This is a genomic window from Sphingomonas melonis DAPP-PG 224, from assembly GCF_000379045.1.
In the GTDB taxonomy this organism is placed as follows: Bacteria; Pseudomonadota; Alphaproteobacteria; order Sphingomonadales; family Sphingomonadaceae; genus Sphingomonas; species Sphingomonas aquatilis.
In genome coordinates this window covers 1041602-1059959 of record NZ_KB900605.1, presented here as the reverse complement: position 1 = coordinate 1059959, position 18358 = coordinate 1041602, and the positions used below count along the sequence as shown (strand labels likewise).

Annotated in this window: 18 protein-coding genes; 12 read left to right on the top strand and 6 right to left on the bottom strand. The window is 66.8% G+C overall.

What is annotated here, in order from left to right:
• Positions 1–92 precede the first annotated feature (92 nt).
• Positions 93–905, bottom strand: coding sequence for a phasin family protein (phaP, locus tag SPHME3_RS0105240; protein ID WP_017980327.1), 813 nt, complete (start codon positions 903–905; stop codon positions 93–95).
• A 94-nt stretch (positions 906–999) separates the two neighbouring features.
• Positions 1000–2772, bottom strand: coding sequence for a PHA/PHB synthase family protein (locus SPHME3_RS0105235; protein WP_017980328.1), 1773 nt, complete (start codon positions 2770–2772; stop codon positions 1000–1002).
• Between the two features lie 219 nt (positions 2773–2991).
• Between SPHME3_RS0105235 and SPHME3_RS0105230 the strand changes: the two genes are divergently transcribed.
• From SPHME3_RS0105230 to SPHME3_RS0105215, 4 genes are all read left to right on the top strand, one after another.
• On the top strand, positions 2992–4236 hold the full coding sequence (locus SPHME3_RS0105230) for an HD-GYP domain-containing protein (protein WP_018250600.1): 1245 nt from the start codon (positions 2992–2994) through the stop codon (positions 4234–4236).
• Entirely contained in the window at positions 4236–5414 is a 1179-nt protein-coding gene (locus SPHME3_RS0105225; protein WP_026189061.1) for a GGDEF domain-containing protein, read from the top strand. Before SPHME3_RS0105230 ends, SPHME3_RS0105225 begins: the two co-directional genes overlap by 1 nt.
• Before the next feature lie 67 nt (positions 5415–5481).
• Positions 5482–6705, top strand: a complete 1224-nt coding sequence (locus SPHME3_RS0105220) for an LL-diaminopimelate aminotransferase (protein ID WP_017980331.1) — start codon at positions 5482–5484, stop codon at positions 6703–6705.
• A 16-nt stretch (positions 6706–6721) separates the two neighbouring features.
• Complete coding sequence (locus tag SPHME3_RS0105215; RefSeq protein ID WP_017980332.1) at positions 6722–7498, top strand: sulfite exporter TauE/SafE family protein; 777 nt, start codon at positions 6722–6724, stop codon at positions 7496–7498.
• Positions 7499–7516: 18 nt separating this feature from the next.
• On the opposite strand, the gene SPHME3_RS0105210 is transcribed toward SPHME3_RS0105215, so the two are convergent.
• Positions 7517–8446: a GGDEF domain-containing protein gene (locus SPHME3_RS0105210; protein WP_017980333.1), complete on the bottom strand. Its 930-nt coding sequence runs from the start codon at positions 8444–8446 to the stop codon at positions 7517–7519.
• A gap of 97 nt (positions 8447–8543) precedes the next feature.
• Entirely contained in the window at positions 8544–9053 is a 510-nt protein-coding gene (locus tag SPHME3_RS0105205) for a winged helix-turn-helix transcriptional regulator (RefSeq protein ID WP_018250598.1), read from the bottom strand.
• A 145-nt stretch (positions 9054–9198) separates the two neighbouring features.
• Between SPHME3_RS0105205 and SPHME3_RS0105200 the strand changes: the two genes are divergently transcribed.
• Both SPHME3_RS0105200 and SPHME3_RS0105195 read left to right on the top strand, forming a co-directional pair.
• Complete coding sequence (locus tag SPHME3_RS0105200) at positions 9199–9522, top strand: CC_3452 family protein (RefSeq protein ID WP_017980335.1); 324 nt, start codon at positions 9199–9201, stop codon at positions 9520–9522.
• A gap of 122 nt (positions 9523–9644) precedes the next feature.
• Entirely contained in the window at positions 9645–11747 is a 2103-nt protein-coding gene (locus tag SPHME3_RS0105195; protein WP_017980336.1) for a RelA/SpoT family protein, read from the top strand.
• A 258-nt stretch (positions 11748–12005) separates the two neighbouring features.
• On the opposite strand, the gene SPHME3_RS0105190 is transcribed toward SPHME3_RS0105195, so the two are convergent.
• Positions 12006–12641 carry an HAD family hydrolase gene (locus tag SPHME3_RS0105190; protein WP_287984238.1) on the bottom strand — a complete coding sequence of 212 codons (636 nt, stop codon included), beginning with the start codon at positions 12639–12641 and terminating at the stop codon, positions 12006–12008.
• 11 nt (positions 12642–12652) lie between these two features.
• A complete protein-coding gene (gene ykgO / locus SPHME3_RS0105185; protein ID WP_003046794.1) occupies positions 12653–12778 on the bottom strand; it encodes a type B 50S ribosomal protein L36 in 126 nt (41 codons plus the stop codon).
• A 138-nt stretch (positions 12779–12916) separates the two neighbouring features.
• Between ykgO and SPHME3_RS0105180 the strand changes: the two genes are divergently transcribed.
• The 6 genes from SPHME3_RS0105180 to SPHME3_RS0105155 all read left to right on the top strand — a co-directional run bounded on the left by SPHME3_RS0105180 (position 12917) and on the right by SPHME3_RS0105155 (position 18351).
• Complete coding sequence (locus SPHME3_RS0105180) at positions 12917–13522, top strand: DUF4136 domain-containing protein (protein ID WP_017980338.1); 606 nt, start codon at positions 12917–12919, stop codon at positions 13520–13522.
• 127 nt (positions 13523–13649) lie between these two features.
• Positions 13650–14759: a M14 family metallopeptidase gene (locus tag SPHME3_RS0105175; RefSeq protein WP_017980339.1), complete on the top strand. Its 1110-nt coding sequence runs from the start codon at positions 13650–13652 to the stop codon at positions 14757–14759.
• Positions 14760–15102: 343 nt separating this feature from the next.
• Complete coding sequence (gene gpmA, locus SPHME3_RS0105170) at positions 15103–15789, top strand: 2,3-diphosphoglycerate-dependent phosphoglycerate mutase (protein WP_017980340.1); 687 nt, start codon at positions 15103–15105, stop codon at positions 15787–15789.
• 515 nt (positions 15790–16304) lie between these two features.
• Complete coding sequence (gene purE, locus SPHME3_RS0105165) at positions 16305–16787, top strand: 5-(carboxyamino)imidazole ribonucleotide mutase (protein ID WP_017980341.1); 483 nt, start codon at positions 16305–16307, stop codon at positions 16785–16787.
• Positions 16787–17842 carry a 5-(carboxyamino)imidazole ribonucleotide synthase gene (locus tag SPHME3_RS0105160; RefSeq protein WP_017980342.1) on the top strand — a complete coding sequence of 352 codons (1056 nt, stop codon included), beginning with the start codon at positions 16787–16789 and terminating at the stop codon, positions 17840–17842. Before purE ends, SPHME3_RS0105160 begins: the two co-directional genes overlap by 1 nt.
• A gap of 95 nt (positions 17843–17937) precedes the next feature.
• Entirely contained in the window at positions 17938–18351 is a 414-nt protein-coding gene (locus SPHME3_RS0105155) for a GNAT family N-acetyltransferase (protein WP_017980343.1), read from the top strand.
• The last annotated feature ends 7 nt before the right edge of the window (positions 18352–18358 follow it).

Below are 18358 nucleotides of genomic sequence, written 5' to 3'. Positions count from 1 at the left end.
CACGCAAAAGTTGACGGCGCCCGGCCCGCCATCCAACGAAAAGGGGCGACCGCATCGCTGCGGCCGCCCCCTCTTCGGTCCATTGCGTCAGGTTACGCGACGACCTTCATCTTTTCGGCGGCGAGCGCCACGCGGTTCGACAGCGGCTGCGCCACTTCACCGGCCAGCTTCAGCATGGCTTCGGTGTTGCGCGAGGTCTGCTGCACCATCGCGTCGAACGCCGAACGGGCATAGTCCGACTGGAGCTTGAAGAAGTCGGTCGGCGACTTGACACTGGTCATCGTCTTGGCGGCGGCAGTCGCCTCTTCGAACGACTTCTTGGCGAAAGCGGCGGCGTCCTGGCCGAGCGCTTCGAGACCGCGCACCGCGATCTTCGACGATTCGACCATCGCCTCGATGTTGCCCTTGCCGAATTCGTTCGCGTCTTCGAACATCTTCTGGCTCTTTTCGACCGCACCCTTGGCGCGCTCGGTCGCGTCGGCGAACGCGGTCTGGGTCTTGGCGGTGACGGTTTCGATCGTTTCCATGATGACTTCCTTCGCTGCGAGGGGAGCGATCGGCGCGGTCGTTGCCGCAGCGATCGGGTCGGTGGTGGGGACGACGGGTGGTCGCGCGGCCGCAGTCGGTGCGACCGGCAGTTCGGGAGCAGGCTCGCGCGTCACCGGCGCCGCCTCGACGGCCACGTCGGGCACGACCGAAGCGGGCACGATCGACGCGAGCGGCGGAACGATGTCGGCGGCCGTCGGCGTCGTCGCGAGCGGCACGGCCGGCACGCTCTTTTTGGCGACCTTGGCCTTGGGCAGCGACGGCTTGACCGCCGATTGCGGCGGCATGGCGACGGGACGCTCCGGACGACGGGCGACCTTGGCAGGCTTTACCGGCGGCTTGGGGGCGGTATCGTCCACGGCTCCTACTCCAGCTATTATGCTGCAACGCACAAATAGGGAGCCGCGACGCTACGTCAAGCGCATTTTTGTGCGCTGCAACATGGGAACGTTCTCAGGCTTTGACATACTCGCCAGGCGCATCGCAAAGCGCCACCAGCACGCCGCCCCCGGGCTGCCGCGCGCCCTCTGCCGGCACCATGTCGGACGACAAATTGCGCAGCCACGCGAGCCAGTCCGGCCACCAGCTGCCCTTCGTCTCGGTCGCACCCGCCACGAAATCGGCGAGCGAGTCCGCAGCGGCGTCGTTCGTCCAATATTGGTATTTGCCCGCGGCCGGCGGATTGACCACGCCCGCGATATGGCCCGATCCCGCCAGCACGAAGCGTAGCGGTCCCTGGAACAGATGCGTGATCTTCCACACGCTCTCCGCCGGCGCGATATGGTCCTCGCGTCCTGCCTGCACATAGGCGGGCGTCGTCACGCGGGTAAGGTCCAGCGCCTCGCCCGCCACCGACATCGCGCCCGGCTGCACGAGCAGATTGTCGCGATACAGATCGGTCAGGTACGACAAATGCCATTTCGCCGGCAGATTGGTCGTGTCGCCGTTCCAGTGGAGCAGGTCGAACGGCATATAGTCCGCGCCGAGCAGATAATTGTTGGTGACGTAATTCCAGATCAGGTCGCGCCCGCGCAGCAGGTTGAACGTCGCGGCCAGATAGCGCCCGTCCAGGAACCCCTGCGGCGACAGCGTGCCAATCACCGCCAGCTGGTCGTCGGTCACGAAATTCTGCAATTCGCCCGCCGCGGAGAAATCGACCTGCGCGGTGAAGAAGGTGGCGCTTGCCACCGTGTCCGATTGCCCACGCGCGGCGAGCAGCGCCAGCGTCGCCGCCAGCGTCGTGCCCGCGACGCAATAACCGATCGTATGCACCGCCGGCACGTCGAGCAGCGCCCGGATCGTGTCGATCGCATCAACCTGAGCGGTGACGTAATCGTCCCAGATCACGTCCTTCATCGACGCATCCGCCGACTTCCAGGACACCATGAAAACGGTGATGCCCTGCTCCACCGCCCAGCGGATGAAGCTTTTCTCGGGCGTCAGATCGAGGATGTAATAGCGGTTGATCCAGGGCGGAAAGATCACCAGCGGCGTCGCCAGCACGTCCGGTGTCGTCGGCGTGTACTGGATCAGCTCGTACAAGGCGGTGCGCTTCACCACCTTGCCCGGCGTCATCGCCAGGTTGCGCCCCACCTCGAACGCGCCGTCACTGGTGTGGGTCAACTGCCCCTTGCCGATGTCGGCGAGCATGTGTTTCATGCCGTCGAGCAGGTTCTGGCCCTTGGTCTCGATCGTCTTGGCGACCACTTCCGGATTGGTCAGCGCGAAGTTCGACGGGCTCATCGCGTCGACCAGCCCACGCGCGGCGAAGCGCAACTGCTCGCGCTGCTTGTCGGGCACACCCTCCAGCGCCTCGACCCCGCGCAGCAGATGGTCGGCGATCAGATTGTAGCTGCGACGGATCCAGTCGAACCACGGGTCCTCGCGCCATGCCGCCGCCTTGAAGCGCTTGTCGCGGGCATCGCCCTCCGATTCCGGCGGCGGCGGCGGCGCGGCGGCGGGATCGACGAAGCGCTGCCACAGCGCCAGATTGTCCGCCCAATAATCCTGCACCTGTTGCGTCAGCCGGCTCTGGCCCTCGGCCGATACGGGGGTGCCCGGCCCGGCGGCGCCCGCCGCGAACACGCCGATGCCCTGTTCCATCATCATCTGCTGCGCGCGGCCCATCACCCAGGTCCAATGCTGCAGATCGGCAAGGTCCGGCGCCGCTCCGGTGCCATAAGCGCTGCGCGGCGCGTCGGACGAATCGGTCTTGGGATCGGCCATGGCATCCTCTTCTTATCGCGGTGACCGTAGCGGCGGCGGCCGATGGTGGGAACCGCGATCGTCGTGTTGCCGTCCGTCGATCTGGGTTCCGAGGCAAATCACTCAAACTGGCGCCCCGACCGCCAGAATGGGTCGGTTTACAACCAATCGTAAAGCACTGGGGCGCATTTGCGGGTTCATGAACAGCATTCACATCACCCCGCATAGAGAGACGCCGTCATGCTGATCCGCGTTGCCACGCGCGAGGTCCAAGTGGGCATGTATGTCGATGCCATGGAAGGGGCATGGATCGACAATCCGTTCTGGCGCCGCAGCTTCCTGATCAAGACCGAGGCCGAACTGGATCGGTTGCGCTCGTCGGCGATCCAGCATGTCACGATCGACACCACCAAGGGACGCGGCGTCACCGTGATCCCCGAGGCCGAACGCCGCCGCCAGGTCGAGGCGCCCGCCGTGATCGCGCCCTTGCCGGTCGAGCGGCGTAAACGGCGCAGCGGGCCGCAACCCGACGACCTGACGCAGACGATCGACCGGTCGAAGGAGCATGTCATCGCCATGTTCCAGGAAGCGCGCCTGGGCCGCGCGATCGATCTGGAAGCCGTGACCCCGGTGGTCGACGACATTTCGGTCGCGTTGCAGCGCGACCGGGCGGCGTTCGTCAAGGTCACGCGCCTCAAGATGAACAACGAATACACCTATCTGCACTCGATCGCGGTCTGCGCGCTGATGGTCGACCTCGCGCTCCATCTCGGCCTGCCCGAAGCCGAGGTGCGCGAGATCGGCGCCGCGGGTCTGCTGCACGATATCGGCAAGGTGGCGACCCCCACGACGATCCTCGACAAGGCGGGGCAGCTCGGTCAGGACGAATGGCTGGTGATGCGCCGCCACCCGTCGGAGGGGCATGCGATGCTGCGCAAGGACGCCACCGCGTCCCGCATCGCGCTCGACGTCTGCCTGCACCATCACGAACGGCTCGACGGCAGCGGCTATCCCGAACGGCTGAAGGGCGACCAGATCAGCCTGCACGCGCGCATCGCCGCGATCTGCGACGTCTATGATGCGGTCACCTCGGTCCGGCCCTACAAGCGCCCCTGGTCGCCGCACGAGGCGCTGGCGCGGATGCTGGAATGGGAGGGGCATTTCGACCCCGACCTGCTCGACGCGTTCATCGTCAACCTCGGCATCCAGCCGCTGCACGCGCTGGTGCGGCTCAACTCCAACCGGCTCGGCATCGTGCTCGACGGTAGCGCCGACCCCTATGCGCCGCTGGTCCGCACCTTCTACCACGTGCCCGATTCACGCTTCCTGGGGATCGAGGACGTCGACACGACGCAGGATCCGGTGCTGCGGCGTGAGCGCGGCGACTATTGGTTCCCGGATCGCTGGCCCGCGCTGCTCGCCGACGTCCAGGCCGGCATCCAGCCGCATGAGGCACCCCTGCTGCGCGCGGCGGGGGGTCGCTGATGCCGCACAGTAGCAATGCGGCGCGGCTGCCGCGCCTCGCCTCGTGGTGGAAGGGGCTGGACACGCCCCCCGCACGCGCATCCGCACCGGCCGCTGCCGCTCCCTCCGCCTCCGCGGCGCTGCCCCCGCGCAGCAACGCGCCAGGCGGCGCAGCCGGTGACCGCGACGGCGCGGTCGCTATGATGCGCAGAACCGCCAATCACGAACTGATCGACCGGATCGTCGCCTTCCTCCACACGCACGATCTCGACCCCAGTCCCGACCATCTGCTGATCGCGCGCAGCTATGCGATCGGCGACGATCCCGCGCTGGCCGAGGCGATCGACACACGCGTCCGCACCGGCGAGCCCGTCTCGCCCGCCTTTCTCGACCGACTGCCGACGCAGGCGCTCGCCGAGCGCAACCATGCCGCGACGCTCGCCGATCTCGGCGATACGCTGCTGGCGGCGATGCTCGAAAACAGCCGTCTCCTCGGCCGGTCGAGCGATTCGGCGCGGGCCTATGAAGCCGCACTGGGCGGCACGATGCAGGAAATGGCGGCCGATCCGGAGGCATCGCTCGGGCGGCTAGTGATGCTCACCACCGCCGCCGTCGATGCGACGCGCGACCTCGCCCATCAGCTCGACACGATGGAGCGTGAGACGACGCGGCTGCGCAGCCGGCTCAACGCCGCGCGCCGCACCGCCGAGCAGGACCATCTGACCCGCCTGCCCAACCGCCGCAGCTTCGATGCCCGGCTCGCCCGCGAGACCGGGGCGGAGCCGCGCTGCGTGGCACTTTGCGACATCGACGATTTCAAGCGGATCAACGACATCCACGGCCATGAGGCGGGCGACCGCGTGCTGAAGGTCGTCGCGCGCCACCTCAAGACCGCGCTCGGTGACAAGGCGGTGGTGGCACGCCACGGCGGTGAGGAATTCGCCTGCCTGTTCCCCGGCATGGCGATCGACGGCGCGCGGCCGTTGCTGGAAGGGATGCGCGAGGGGCTGGAAATGCGCAGCTTCGTCAATTCGGAAACGGGCACGTCGATCGGCTGCATCACCGTCTCGATCGGCCTCGCGCCGCTGGAGAGCGATCCGCGCGCCGCGATGCGCGCCGCCGACGCCGCGCTCTACGCCGCCAAGCGCGCAGGCAAGAACCGCGTCATCGTCGCACAACCGGGCGAACCCGACGGGTGACGCCCGATTGAAGTGGTGAAACCCGCGCCTGCGCGTTAGAGTCGCGGCGTCCACGATCAGGTGAGCCATGTCCGACGACGAATTCTACCGCATCAAGCGTCTGCCGCCCTATGTCATCGCCGAAGTCAACGGCATGCGGGCCGCGGCGCGCGCGGCGGGCGAGGACATCATCGATCTCGGCATGGGCAACCCCGATCTGCCGCCGCCGCCGCACGTCCTCGACAAGCTGATCGAGGTGACGAAAAAGCCCGACGCGCACGGCTATTCACAGTCCAAGGGCATCCCCGGCCTCCGCCGCGCGCAGGCGAATTACTACGGCCGTCGCTTCGGCGTCGATCTCGATCCCGAGACCGAGGTCGTGGTGACGATGGGATCGAAGGAGGGCCTCGCCAGCCTCGCGACCGCGATCACCGCGCCCGGCGACGTCATCCTCGCGCCCAACCCGTCCTATCCGATCCACACCTTCGGATTCATCATCGCCGGCGCGACGATCCGCGCGGTGCCGACGACGCCCGACGAGGCCTATTTCGAAAGCCTCGAGCGCGCGATGGCCTTCACCGTGCCGCGCCCGTCGGTGCTGGTGGTCAATTATCCGTCCAACCCGACGGCCGAGGCGGTCGACCTCGCCTTCTACGAACGCCTCGTCGCCTGGGCGCGCGAGAACAAGGTCTGGATCATCAGCGACCTTGCTTATTCGGAGCTGTATTACGACGGCAATCCGACCCCTTCGATCCTGCAGGTGAAGGGCGCCAAGGACGTCGCGATCGAATTCACCTCGCTCAGCAAGACCTACAGCATGGCCGGCTGGCGCATCGGCTTCGCGGTCGGCAACGCCAAGCTGATCGCGGCGATGACGCGCGTGAAGTCGTACCTCGACTATGGCGCCTTCACGCCCATCCAGGCCGCCGCCTGCGCCGCGCTCAACGGCCCGCAGGACATCGTCGAGAAGAACCGCCAGCTCTACCACAAGCGCCGCGACGTGCTGGTCGAAAGCTTCGGCCGCGCGGGCTGGGACATTCCGTCCCCCCGCGCCAGCATGTTCGCCTGGGCACCGCTGCCGCCCGCGGTCGCGCACTTAGGCAGCCTTGAGTTCTCCAAACAATTGCTGACTCACGCCCATGTCGCGGTTGCGCCAGGGGTGGGCTACGGCGAAAATGGAGAAGGCTTCGTGCGCATTGCCCTGGTCGAAAACGAACAGCGATTGCGCCAGGCGGCGCGCAACGTGAAGCGCTACCTGCAATCCATGGGGGTCAACACCCCCAGCCAGTCCGCAGGTCAGAAAACCGGTTGAGCGGCGACCGCCGCGCATGACCATCGAACCGCTCTATTCGCTCGCCGGCGTGCTCGTCGGCGTCCTCGTCGGCCTGACCGGGGTGGGTGGCGGATCGCTGATGACGCCGATCCTCGTGCTCGCCTTCGGTTTCCATCCCGCGACCGCAGTCGGCACCGACCTGCTCTATGCCGCGGCGACCAAGACGGTGGGCACCACCGTCCACGGCTGGCGCGGCACGCTCGACTGGAGCATCGTGCGCCGGCTGGCGCTGGGCAGCGTGCCGACGACGATCGTCACCTTGCTGCTGCTGGGCCAGGCGAGCGAGCATTCGTCCGCGACGCAGCATCTGCTTGCTACGCTGCTCGGCGTCGTGCTGGTCGTGTCCGCCGTCGCGACGCTGCTGCGCCACCGCATCGTCGCCGCCCTCACCCCCCGCCTCGGCGAGACCGACGGGCGCCAACCGGTGGCGCTCACGGTGCTGCTCGGCGCGATCCTCGGCGTGCTGGTGTCGCTGACCTCGGTCGGCGCAGGCGCGCTCGGCATGACCGCGCTGCTCGTCCTCTACCCGCGCCATCCGCTCAAAAGCCTCGTCGGCGCCGACATCGCGCATGCCGTGCCGCTGACGCTGCTGGCGGGCACGGGCCATTGGCTGCTCGGTTCGGTCGATCTCGGCCTGCTCGGTTCGCTGCTGATCGGATCGATCCCCGGCATCGTCGTCGGCAGCCTGCTGGCGGGCGTGATGCGCGAGGCGGCTTTGCGTCCGGTGCTGGCGACCGTCCTCGCCATAGTCGGGGTCAAGCTGCTGCTGTAAGCGGCGGGGCCCGTCCGATCACACCGCAACCCGATTCCCTCCGGCGGCGACCGCGCCGGCCAGCGTCTCGCGCGCCCGGCCGAGCATCGCGGGGAAATCGTCGCCCTGGTCCATCACGACCGCCCCGGATGCGGTCACCGTCCCGATCCACTCGCCGGTTTCCGCCAGCTTGAACTTGCGCGATTCGAGCAGTGACAGCACGTCCTCGGCCTGGCTGCGCACCGCGGTGATCGTCCGGTCGGGCACGACGACGATGAACTCGTTGCCGGCCCAGCGGATCACCTCCTGCTCGGGGAATTGCTTCTGGATCTTGGCGGCAAATCCGTTGAGCACATTGTCGCCCACGCTCGTGCCGAATTCGCGATTGATCTCGACCAGTCCGTCGATGCTGAGCATCACGATCACATGACGCCGGTCGTGCTTGTCGATCTGGTCGAGGACGTGGCCGGCAAAGGCGGGCTTGAGTGCGCTGGTCAGCGGATCGTGTTCGGGATCGATCGCGCGCCGCACGTCGGCGACCATCGCCTTCTTCAGCGTTTCGAACTGCCGCCGCAGCATGGCCAGCTCGTTTTCGGCCGCGGCCAGGCGCTGCACCGTCTCGTCGCCCGACGGCAGCGCCCCCTGCGCCTCCCGCACCAGCTCGCCGACATTCGCCCCGGCTGTCCGCGTGACGGCGCGCGCTTCGTCCGCCAGCGATCCCAGCCGCTCGGCATGGTCCGCGATCCCCGTCGGAACCGGCAACGGTACGTACCGGGCGATCATCCGCGCGGCATCGGTCGCGGTCAAACGGAAGCCATCGCCGATCAGTCCGGCGATCTCGCGCGACAAAGCGGCATTGCCACCGGTGACATGGATCAGCGCCAGCCCGTAATGTGGGACGGTCGGCTCCAACCGCTGATGTTCGAGGAAGGCAAGCGCGTCGCGCGCGCGTTCAAACATCACTTGCATAGGGCGCCGTTGTGACGCGGATCGCAAAAACTATCAATAAAGCTGAATGGGTTAACAGCATTAGTACCATGCTGTAGGGTAGTATTGTCGGCACCGCTTACGTCGGGTCGTCGACATCCTCCGGCAGCGCCCAGATCAGGTCGCCCTTACCCAATATGCGTCCGTCATGCGCCTGCACCGCGACCGGCGCGATCGGGCGACGGTCGCGCGCATCGACCAGGATCGGAAAGGCCGGCGCACACAATTCCCAGCGCTCGCCCCATTGCCGCAGCGCGATCATCGTCGGCAGCAGCGCGTAGCCCTTTTCGGTCAGCGTATAGCGGATCTTGCGCCGGTCGGCGGGCATCGCCTCGCGCTGCAGGATACCATGGTCGACCAGCCGCCCCAGCCGGTTCGCCAGGATATTGCGGGCGATGCCCAGCTCGGCCTGGAATTCCTCGAAATGATGCAGGCCATTGAACGCCGCGCGCAGGATCAGGAACGCCCAGCGCTCGCCCATCGCCTCCAGCGCCGCGGGCAGGCTGCATTCCCGCAACGTTTCGCGCAGAGTCTCCCGGATCGGCGCGGTACACGCGGAATCGGGCCCATCGGCCGGTGTCGGCATCATGATCCTCGTCTGATCGTCGGCAGCATATCGCACAAACCGGCCGACAAGACAGCCTTTATGCGTTTTCCGTTGCAACCTGAAACCGAAATCGGTAGCGGGCGCGCATCATCATCACCTGCGAATCGGTTCGGGAGGACCCCTCGTCATGAAGCTGCTGTCCACGCTCGCCCCCACGCTGGCGCTCGCCATCTCCACGCTGTTCGGTGCGACCGCCGCCGGCGCCGCCGCCGCGGACACCTATGTCGCCGTCCCCACGGCGCCCTCCGCCAAGGCGAGCTTCATCACCCGCTCGACCGTTTGGCGCGCGCGTGAAGGCGGTTTCGTCGCCAGCCAGGCGCCCGAGCGTCCCGCCGTGCTGTGCGAACTGGTCGCGCGCGAAGTCGGCACGCTGTCCAGCTTCACCGTCGGCGGCACCGCTTATGACGCCGAACAGCTCGCCAAGTGCAATGCCAAGGCCAAGAAGGCGTAAGGTGTTGCGAGGACGCGCCGATCCGCGCGTTCTGGGCTCATCGTTGATGTATCCCGCAAAATCGCCTGCCGCTCTGCAACATTGTGTTGCAAAGCGGCATGCCCCTCGCCCATGTGTAGGCCGTGCTACGGCAATATGAACTGGTCGATCGGGTCCTCGATTACGACCCCGACGCGGATGAAGCGCTGCTCAACCGCGCCTATGTCTTCTCGATGCAGGCGCATGGCTCCCAGAAGCGCGCCAGCGGCGACCCCTATTTCAGCCACCCGATCGAGGTGGCGGGCATCCTCACCGACCTGAGGCTGGACGACGAGACGATCGCCACCGCGATCCTCCACGACACGATCGAGGATACGGTCGCCACGCCCGAAGAGATCACGCGCCTGTTCGGCGGCAATGTCGCGCGGCTGGTCGATGGCGTCACCAAGCTGTCCAAGATCGAGGCGCAGACCGAGAACGAGCGCGCCGCCGAAAACCTGCGCAAATTCCTGCTCGCCATGTCGGACGACATCCGCGTCCTGCTGGTCAAGCTTGCCGACCGCCTGCACAACATGCGCACGCTCCATCACATCCCCAAGCCCGAAAAGCGGCGGCGGATCGCGAAGGAGACGATGGATATCTACGCCCCGCTCGCCGAGCGGATCGGCATGTACGAGTTCATGAAGGAGATGCAGACGCTCGCCTTCGCGCAGCTCGAACCCGAAGCGTATGAATCGATCACCAAACGGCTGGATCTGCTCAAGACCGGCGGCGGCGATCGCATCGCCAAGATCGGATCGGGCCTGAAGCTGCTGCTCGGCCGGGCCGGCGTCGATGCCGAAGTGACGGGGCGCGAGAAGCATCCCTATTCGATCTGGCGCAAGATGAGCGAGCGCCACATCAGCTTCGAGCAACTCTCGGACATCATGGCGTTCCGCGCGATCGTGCCGACGGTCGAGGACTGCTACACCGCGCTCGGCATCATCCACCGCCGCTGGCCGATGGTGCCGGGGCGGTTCAAGGACTACATCTCGACGCCCAAGCGCAACGGCTATCGCTCGCTGCACACCAGCGTGATCCACGCCGACAATGCGCGTATCGAGATCCAGATCCGCACGCCCGAGATGCATGCGGAGGCCGAATTCGGCCTCGCCGCGCATTGGGCCTACAAGGAAAAGAAGGTCCGCGCCGACAGCCAGCACAGCTGGATCGCCGACCTCGTCGAAATCCTGGAAACCGCCGGCAGCCCCGAAGAGCTGCTCGAACATACGCGCATGGCGATGTACCAGGATCGCATCTTCGCCTTCACGCCGAAGGGCGAGCTGATCCAGCTGCCCAAGGGCGCGACGCCGATCGATTTCGCCTATGCCGTCCATACCGACCTCGGCGACCAGGCAGTAGGCGCCAAGATCAACGGCCGCGTCGTGCCTTTGTCGACCGTCATCGAGAATGGCGACCAGGTGCAGGTGCTCCGCTCGAAGGGGCAGGTGCCGCAGCCCGGCTGGCTCAACTTCGCGATCACCGGCAAGGCGCTGGCCGCGATCCGCCGCCATTTGCGCCAGACCGAACGCGCCGAGCTGATCGCGCTCGGCCGCAAGCTCTACGACGACATCGTCCGTCGCCTGCCCGCGCCGCTCGGCCCCGATGCGCTCACCCATGCGCTGTCGCGGCTGAAGATGGGCGACGAGGCGACGCTGATGGCGGGGATCGCGCGGCGCACGCTGTCCGACGCGACGGTGATGGAGGCGCTGATGCCCGGCTCGGCCGGCGCCGACCTCGCGCTGATCGCGCCGCAATCGACCGCCATCTCGATCAAGGGGCTGACGCCCGGCGTCGCCTTCGACCTTGCCGAATGCTGCCACCCAGTGCCCGGCGACCGCATCGTCGGCCTGCGCCGCCCGGATGCGGGGATCGAGGTGCATGCGATCGACTGCCGCGTCCTCGCCGAACTCGCCGAACGCGGTGCGGACGAAACCGACTGGGTCGATGTCGACTGGGGCGACCAGAGCGAAGGCGCGGTCGCGCGCATTTCGGTGCAGGTGAAGAACGAACCCGGTGCGCTCGGCATCGTCTCGACCATCATCGGCGCGCATCGCGCCAACATCATCGCGCTGCGCCTCGACACGCGCGACACGATCTTCCACACCAACGTCATCGACGTCGAAGTCCACGACATCCATCAACTGATGCGCCTGATCGCCGCCCTGCGCGCGGCGGATGCGGTCAACGCGGTGGAGCGGGTGTAACCACCCCTCCCCGTCATTCCCGCGAAGGCGGGAATCCAGACGCGCTACCCTCACAGCAAGAAACGCAACCGTCAGAGAATATGGATTCCCGCCTGCGCGGGAATGACGGAACGAGGGGAAGGCACACCCCACCCAACCCTCGTCATCCCGGCGCACGCCGGGATCCCTGGACGCGCAACGCTTATGGCACGCGCCCCATCAGCAACACCGAAACCATGGATCCCGGCCTTCGCCGGGATGACGAACGACCGGCTGGGCTTACAGCAACCCCAACGCCTGCAAATCCCGCCGCAGCTTCGGCTCACCTTCGAAATGCAGCGCGATCAGCCCGACGCTCTGCGCGCCCGCGACGTTCGCTGCATTGTCGTCGATGAACACCGTGCGGCCCGCCTCCAGCCCGAACCGCGCCAGCGCCAGCCGGTAGATCGCCGGATCCGGCTTCACCAATTTCTCCGCGCCCGACACCACGATGTCGCGGAAGCGATCGAACATCGCCGATTCGCGCGCGCGGAACGGCGGCCAGAATTCGTGGCTGAAGTTGGTGATGCCGAACAGCGGCACGCCCGCCGCCTCCAGTTCGTCGACCAGCGCGGGCATGCCCGGCATCGGATCGCCGATGCTCTCCAGAAACCGCGGCCCCCAGGCGGCGATCAGATCGGCATGCTGCGGATACAACGCAACAAGCTCCGCCGAGGTCTCGGCGAAGTCGCGCCCAGCGTCATGCTGGAAATGCCATTCGTGCGTGACGACGTCGCGCAGGAACGCATCGAGCGCCCGATCGTCGTCGATCAGGCGCCGATAGAGGATCCGGGGATCCCAGTCGTACAAGACCCGGCCGATATCGAAGATGACCGCCGTCGGCGTGACGGCAGCCTCGACATCGGCTGGAGCCAAGCCCAAGTGGCTTAGCCCTGACGCGCCTTGAAGCGACGGTTGGTCTTGTTGATGACGTAGGTGCGGCCGCGGCGACGGATCACGCGGTTGTCGCGATGACGGTCCTTGAGCGACTTCAGGCTGTTGCGGATCTTCATGATCGATTCGCTTCTTTTCGTGTTTATAAGGTGTCGGTGAAAGCGCGAGCGCCTAGAGAGCAAGGGCCCAATAGTCAAGCAACGGCGCAGGCGTTAGAGCGTTTCCCAAGCGCAACGTATCGCAAAGGCTGCCCCTCCATGACACTCCGCCCGTTCCTGGCCCTCGGCATCTCCGCCGCGCTGCTCGCCGGCTGCGCCACCACGGCCGGTCCGCTGCCGCCGACGGACGTGATCCGCTACCATCTCGGCGAACCGATCCCGCGCGGTACGATCGCGGTCGAACCGCTGTCGGGTGGCGCGCCGGCCAGCCTGGAATTCAAGACCTATGCCGCCGCGGTGCAGACCGAATTGCTTAAGGCCGGCTATACCGTGCCACCGCAGGGCGCGATGCCTGATTATGTCGCGACCGTCGGCTTCACCCGCACCAGCCGCGAAGGCCCGCCGCGCCAGTCGCCGGTCAGCATCGGCCTGGGCGGTGGCGGCTTCAGCGGCGGGCGCAGCGGTGGCGGCGTCGGCCTTGGCGGGGGCCTCAGCTTCCCGATCGGCAAGAGCCGCCCGACCGAGCTGCTCGTCGCCGAGCTGAGCGTCACGATCAAGCGTCGCACCGATCTGTCGCCGATCTGGGAAGGCAAGGCGCAGGGCGTCAGCGACATCAAGCGCGCCGATCAGCAGGCCGCCCGCCTCGCCCGCGCGCTCTTCACCGGCTTCCCCGGCCAGTCCGGCCGCACGATCAGCGTGAAGTAACGCACACCCTCACCCTTCCGGCGCTACGCGCCTCCCTCCCTCTCCCAGCGGGAGAGGGAAGAGCCGCCTAAGGCGGCGAAGGGTGAGGGCAGCACCATACCTCCCCCCAAACCGATCGGCCCCGCCCATGACCATCACCATCGACGCCGGCTTCGACGGCGGCAACATCCGCCTCGTCTCGATCGACGGCGACCGCATCGACCTGGAGATCGCGAAGGATCACCAGTCGGACTTCTTCCAGTGGTTCTCGTTCCGCGTTGCGGGCGCGCACGGCCGTCGGCTCACCTTCCGCATCCTCAATGCCGGCGAATCGGCCTATCCGTTCGGCTGGCCCGGCTACAAGACGCGCGCCAGCACCGATCGCGTCCATTGGCGGATGATCGACACCCACTACGACAACGGCGTCCTCTCGTTCGATTACACGGTCGAGGGCCAGCTCGCCTGGTTCGCCTATTTCGCGCCGTACACGATGGAAATGCACCACGATCTGGTCGCGCGCACCGCGGCGAAGCCGGGCGTCGAGCACCGCCAATTGGGCACCACGCTCGACGGACAGGCGATCGACTATTTCAAGATCGGCAACGGCCCCAAGCCCGTCTGGCTCTACGCGCGCCAGCATCCGGGCGAATCGATGGCCGAATGGTGGATGGACGGCGCGCTCGACTGGCTGACCAGCGATGCCGCCAAGCCCTTGCTGGACAAGGCGACCGTCCACGTCGTCCCCAACATGAACCCCGACGGCACCCGCCGCGGCCACTTACGCACCAATGCCGCGGGCGTGAACCTCAACCGCGAATGGCATGCGCCCTCGCCCGAACGCAGCCCCGAAGTGCTGTGCGTGCGCAATGCGATGGACGAGACCGGCGTCGCCTTCGCGATCGACGTCCATGGCGACGAGGCGATTCCGGCCAACTTCATCGCCGGGTTCGAAGGCATCCCCAACTGGACCGAGGAACACGGCGCCAAATTCTACGACTTCGGCCACCGCCTCGCTGCGCACACCCCCGATTTCCAGGTCGAAAAGGGCTATGAGAAATCCAGCGCCGGCAACGCCAATCTATCGATGTCGACCAACCAATTGGCGCAGCGCTTCGGCGCGGTGTCGGTGACGCTGGAAATGCCGTTCAAGGACCACGATCCCAATCCCGACGCAGAATACGGCTGGTCGGGCGAACGCTCCAAGGCCCTCGCCGTCTCGTGCCTCGAAGTGCTGACGGACATGATCGACACGATCTGACGCCTGGGATCGCGATAAGGAGATTCACGCGAAGACGCTAAGACGCGAAGAAGAAGGCTGGATCACGCGGAGACGCGGAGACGCGGAGGGACGCGCGCCTAGCCGCAGGCGCGGCCCTTCGTCACCAACGGCTGGTTGATGGAACGCGACCGGAGCGACCGCGCGTGCCTTCTCCGCGTCTTCGCGTCTCCGCGTGAACACCCCTCTTCTCTTCGCGTCTTAGCGTCTTAGCGTGAATCAAAACTCGCGCTCCCCAGCCCCGAAAAGCCGATCAATCGACACGCGCGCCCCCACGCTCTATCCCCGCCCCGAACCACAGACCCCTCGACCCACGGGAGCCCGCATGCCTCGCCTAGTCCTGATCCGCCACGGCCAGTCCGCCTGGAACCTCGAAAACCGCTTCACCGGCTGGTGGGACGTCGACGTCACCGACAAGGGCGCGGCCGAAGCGCGCGCCGCGGGCGAACTGATGGCGGCGAAGGGCCTCGATTTCGATATGACCTTCACCTCGCTCCAGACGCGGGCGATCAAGACGCTCAACCTCGCGCTCGAAGCGATGGGCCGGCTGTGGCTGCCGGTCGAAAAGGACTGGCGCCTCAACGAACGCCACTATGGCGGCCTCACCGGCCTCGACAAGGCGGAGACGGCGGCGAAGCACGGCGACGAGCAGGTCCACATCTGGCGCCGCAGCTTCGACATCCCCCCGCCCCCGCTCGAAGCCGGCAGCGCCTACGACCTCAGCCAGGACCGTCGCTACGCCGGTATCGCCATCCCCCAGACCGAAAGCCTGAAGGACACGATCGCCCGCGTTTTGCCCTATTGGGAACAGCGGATCGCCCCCGCGCTGAAGGACGGCCAGCGCGTGCTGATCTCCGCGCACGGCAACAGCTTGCGCGCGCTGGTGAAGCACCTGTCGGGCATCTCGGACGACGACATCACCAGCCTCGAAATCCCCACCGGCCAGCCGATCGTCTACGACCTAGACGCGGATTTGAACGCCACGGACCGCTACTACCTCAACGAGCGCTAAGCGCCCGTCGCCTCCCTCCGTCATCCCGGCGGAGGCCGGGATCCATGGACACGCAACGCCCGGGGCGTTCGCACCAGCAACGGCACCGCATCCATGGATCCCGTCCTCCGCCGGGATGACGAAGACGAAAGAGCGCCCCCTCCCCCTCTTCGTCATTCCCGCGAAGGCGGGAATCCAGACGCGCTACCGTCGCGCCTCCAGCCGAAACGTCAGAGGTTCTGGATTCCCGCCTCCGCGGGAATGACGGCCGTGGGGAGCGAAGGTAGCGATGAAGCACCGGCAAAGCAGTGTGTTGGCCCCACCTCCGCCCCAACCCCCTGCACCAAAACCCAAATCCCGCCCCCCTGCCTACACCCCCATCATCTGCCACAACCCAGCGCCATGCTCGATCACCACCAAAGCGGAAACGATACCCCCCGAACGTTTCCCTTCAGGTGCTCATGCTGTCCCTCTTCCCCTACGGAAGCGCGCGCCAGGGCGTTGCCCTCGCCGCCCGCCCCCGATAGACGACGGCCATGGACACTCCGCTGGTCGGCATCATCATGGGTTCGACGTCCGACTGGGACACGATGCGCGGCGCCGCCGACGTGCTCGCCGAGCTGGGCGTGCCGCATGAGACCAAGGTCGTCTCCGCGCACCGCACCCCCGACCGCCTGTACGATTACGCCAAGTCGGCGGCGGATCGCGGCCTGAAGGTCGTGATCGCCGGTGCGGGCGGCGCGGCGCATCTGCCCGGCATGGCCGCGGCGATGACGCACCTTCCCGTCCTCGGCGTCCCCGTCCAGAGCAAGGCGCTGTCGGGCCAGGACAGCCTGCTGTCGATCGTCCAGATGCCCGCCGGCATCCCCGTCGGCACGCTCGCGATCGGCAAGGCGGGGGCGACCAACGCCGGCCTGCTCGCCGCCGCGATCCTTGGCATCAACGACCCCGCGCTGTCGGAACGGCTACAGGCTTGGCGCCAGCGCCAGACCGACGCGGTCGCGGACGAGCCCGCCTGATGCTGCCCCCCGGTTCGACGATCGGCATCCTCGGCGGCGGCCAGCTGGGCCGCATGCTCGCCGTCGCCGCCGCGCAACTGGGCTATCGCACCCATGTCCTCGCCCCCGACCGCGAAAGCGTCGCCGCACAGACCGCCTCCAGCCTGACGCGCGCCGATTATCATAACCGCATCGTCCTCGCCGACTTCGCCGCCGCCTGTGACGTCGTGACCTACGAGTTCGAGAATATCGACGTCACGCCCGTCGAATGGCTCAGCCAGCGCGTCCCCGTCCATCCCAACCCGGCCGCGCTGCGCGTCGCACAGGATCGCATCGCCGAAAAGCGCTTCGTCGAGACCGTCGGCGGCCGACCCGCCCCCTGGGCGCCGGTGAACAGCGAGGCGGACCTGATGGCGGCGCTCGACCGCATCGGCTATCCCGCGATCCTCAAGACGACGCGCTTCGGCTATGACGGCAAGGGCCAGGCGGTGATCCGCGACGCCGCCGATGCGGCCGAAGCCTGGGCGACGATCGGCGGCCCGGCGGTGCTCGAAGGTTTCATCGCCTTCACCCACGAATTTTCGATCCTGATCGCTCGCGGCCAGGATGGCGTCAGCGTCCGCTACGATCCGCCGCACAACGTCCATCGCGACGCGATCCTGCGCACCTCCACCGTCCCCGCACCGGCCGAGATCGTCGCGCAGGCCGACGAAGCCACCGCGCTTGCCTGCCGCATCGCCGACGAACTGGGCTATGTCGGCGTCCTCGCATGCGAATTCTTCGTGGGTAGCGACGGTCCGGTGTTCAACGAAATGGCCCCCCGCGTCCACAATTCCGGCCATTGGACGATCGAGGGCGCCGACACCTCGCAATTCGAAAACCACATCCGCGCGATCTGCGGCCTCCCCCTCGGCGCCACGACGCTGACGGGGCGCAAGGTGACCCTCGAAAACCTGATCGGCGACGATGCGTGGCAACCCGCCCTGACGGAAGCCGGCGCCCACCTCCACCTCTACGGCAAAGGCTCCGCCCGACCGGGCCGCAAGATGGGCCATGTGACGCGGGTGAAGCGGTGACGCCCGTCGATTGACGGGCTTGGCATTCCATTCGTGCTTCCGCCCTCAGTGAACGGGTATTCTGCCAATTGGAGGGCCACGATATGAATGCTGTCATGAAGATCGCCGAAGAACCAACGGACGCGATCCGCGATGCGATCCTTGGCCCGCTGATCACGTTCAATGCCGAAAACGGCTATCCCGCGGATCCGCGGCCCGTCGCGATAACCCTCGAAAGCGAAGGCGAAATCGTCGGAGGTTTGTGGGGCAAAACCGTCTACGATTGGCTGTTCATCGACTATCTTGTCGCCCCCTCTTCCGTGAGGGGCCAAGACCTGGGATCGCAGTTAATGGCGACCGCCGAGCGGCTGGCAGCGGAGCGCGGCTGCGTTGGATCGTGGCTGACGACCTTCACATTTCAGGCACGCGGCTTCTACGAAAAGCTCGGCTATGAGGTCTTCGGAACGCTCGATAACTCGCCGCGAGACAATGTCCGCATCTTCTTGCGGAAACGCCTGACGGCGGCCTGACCGCGGT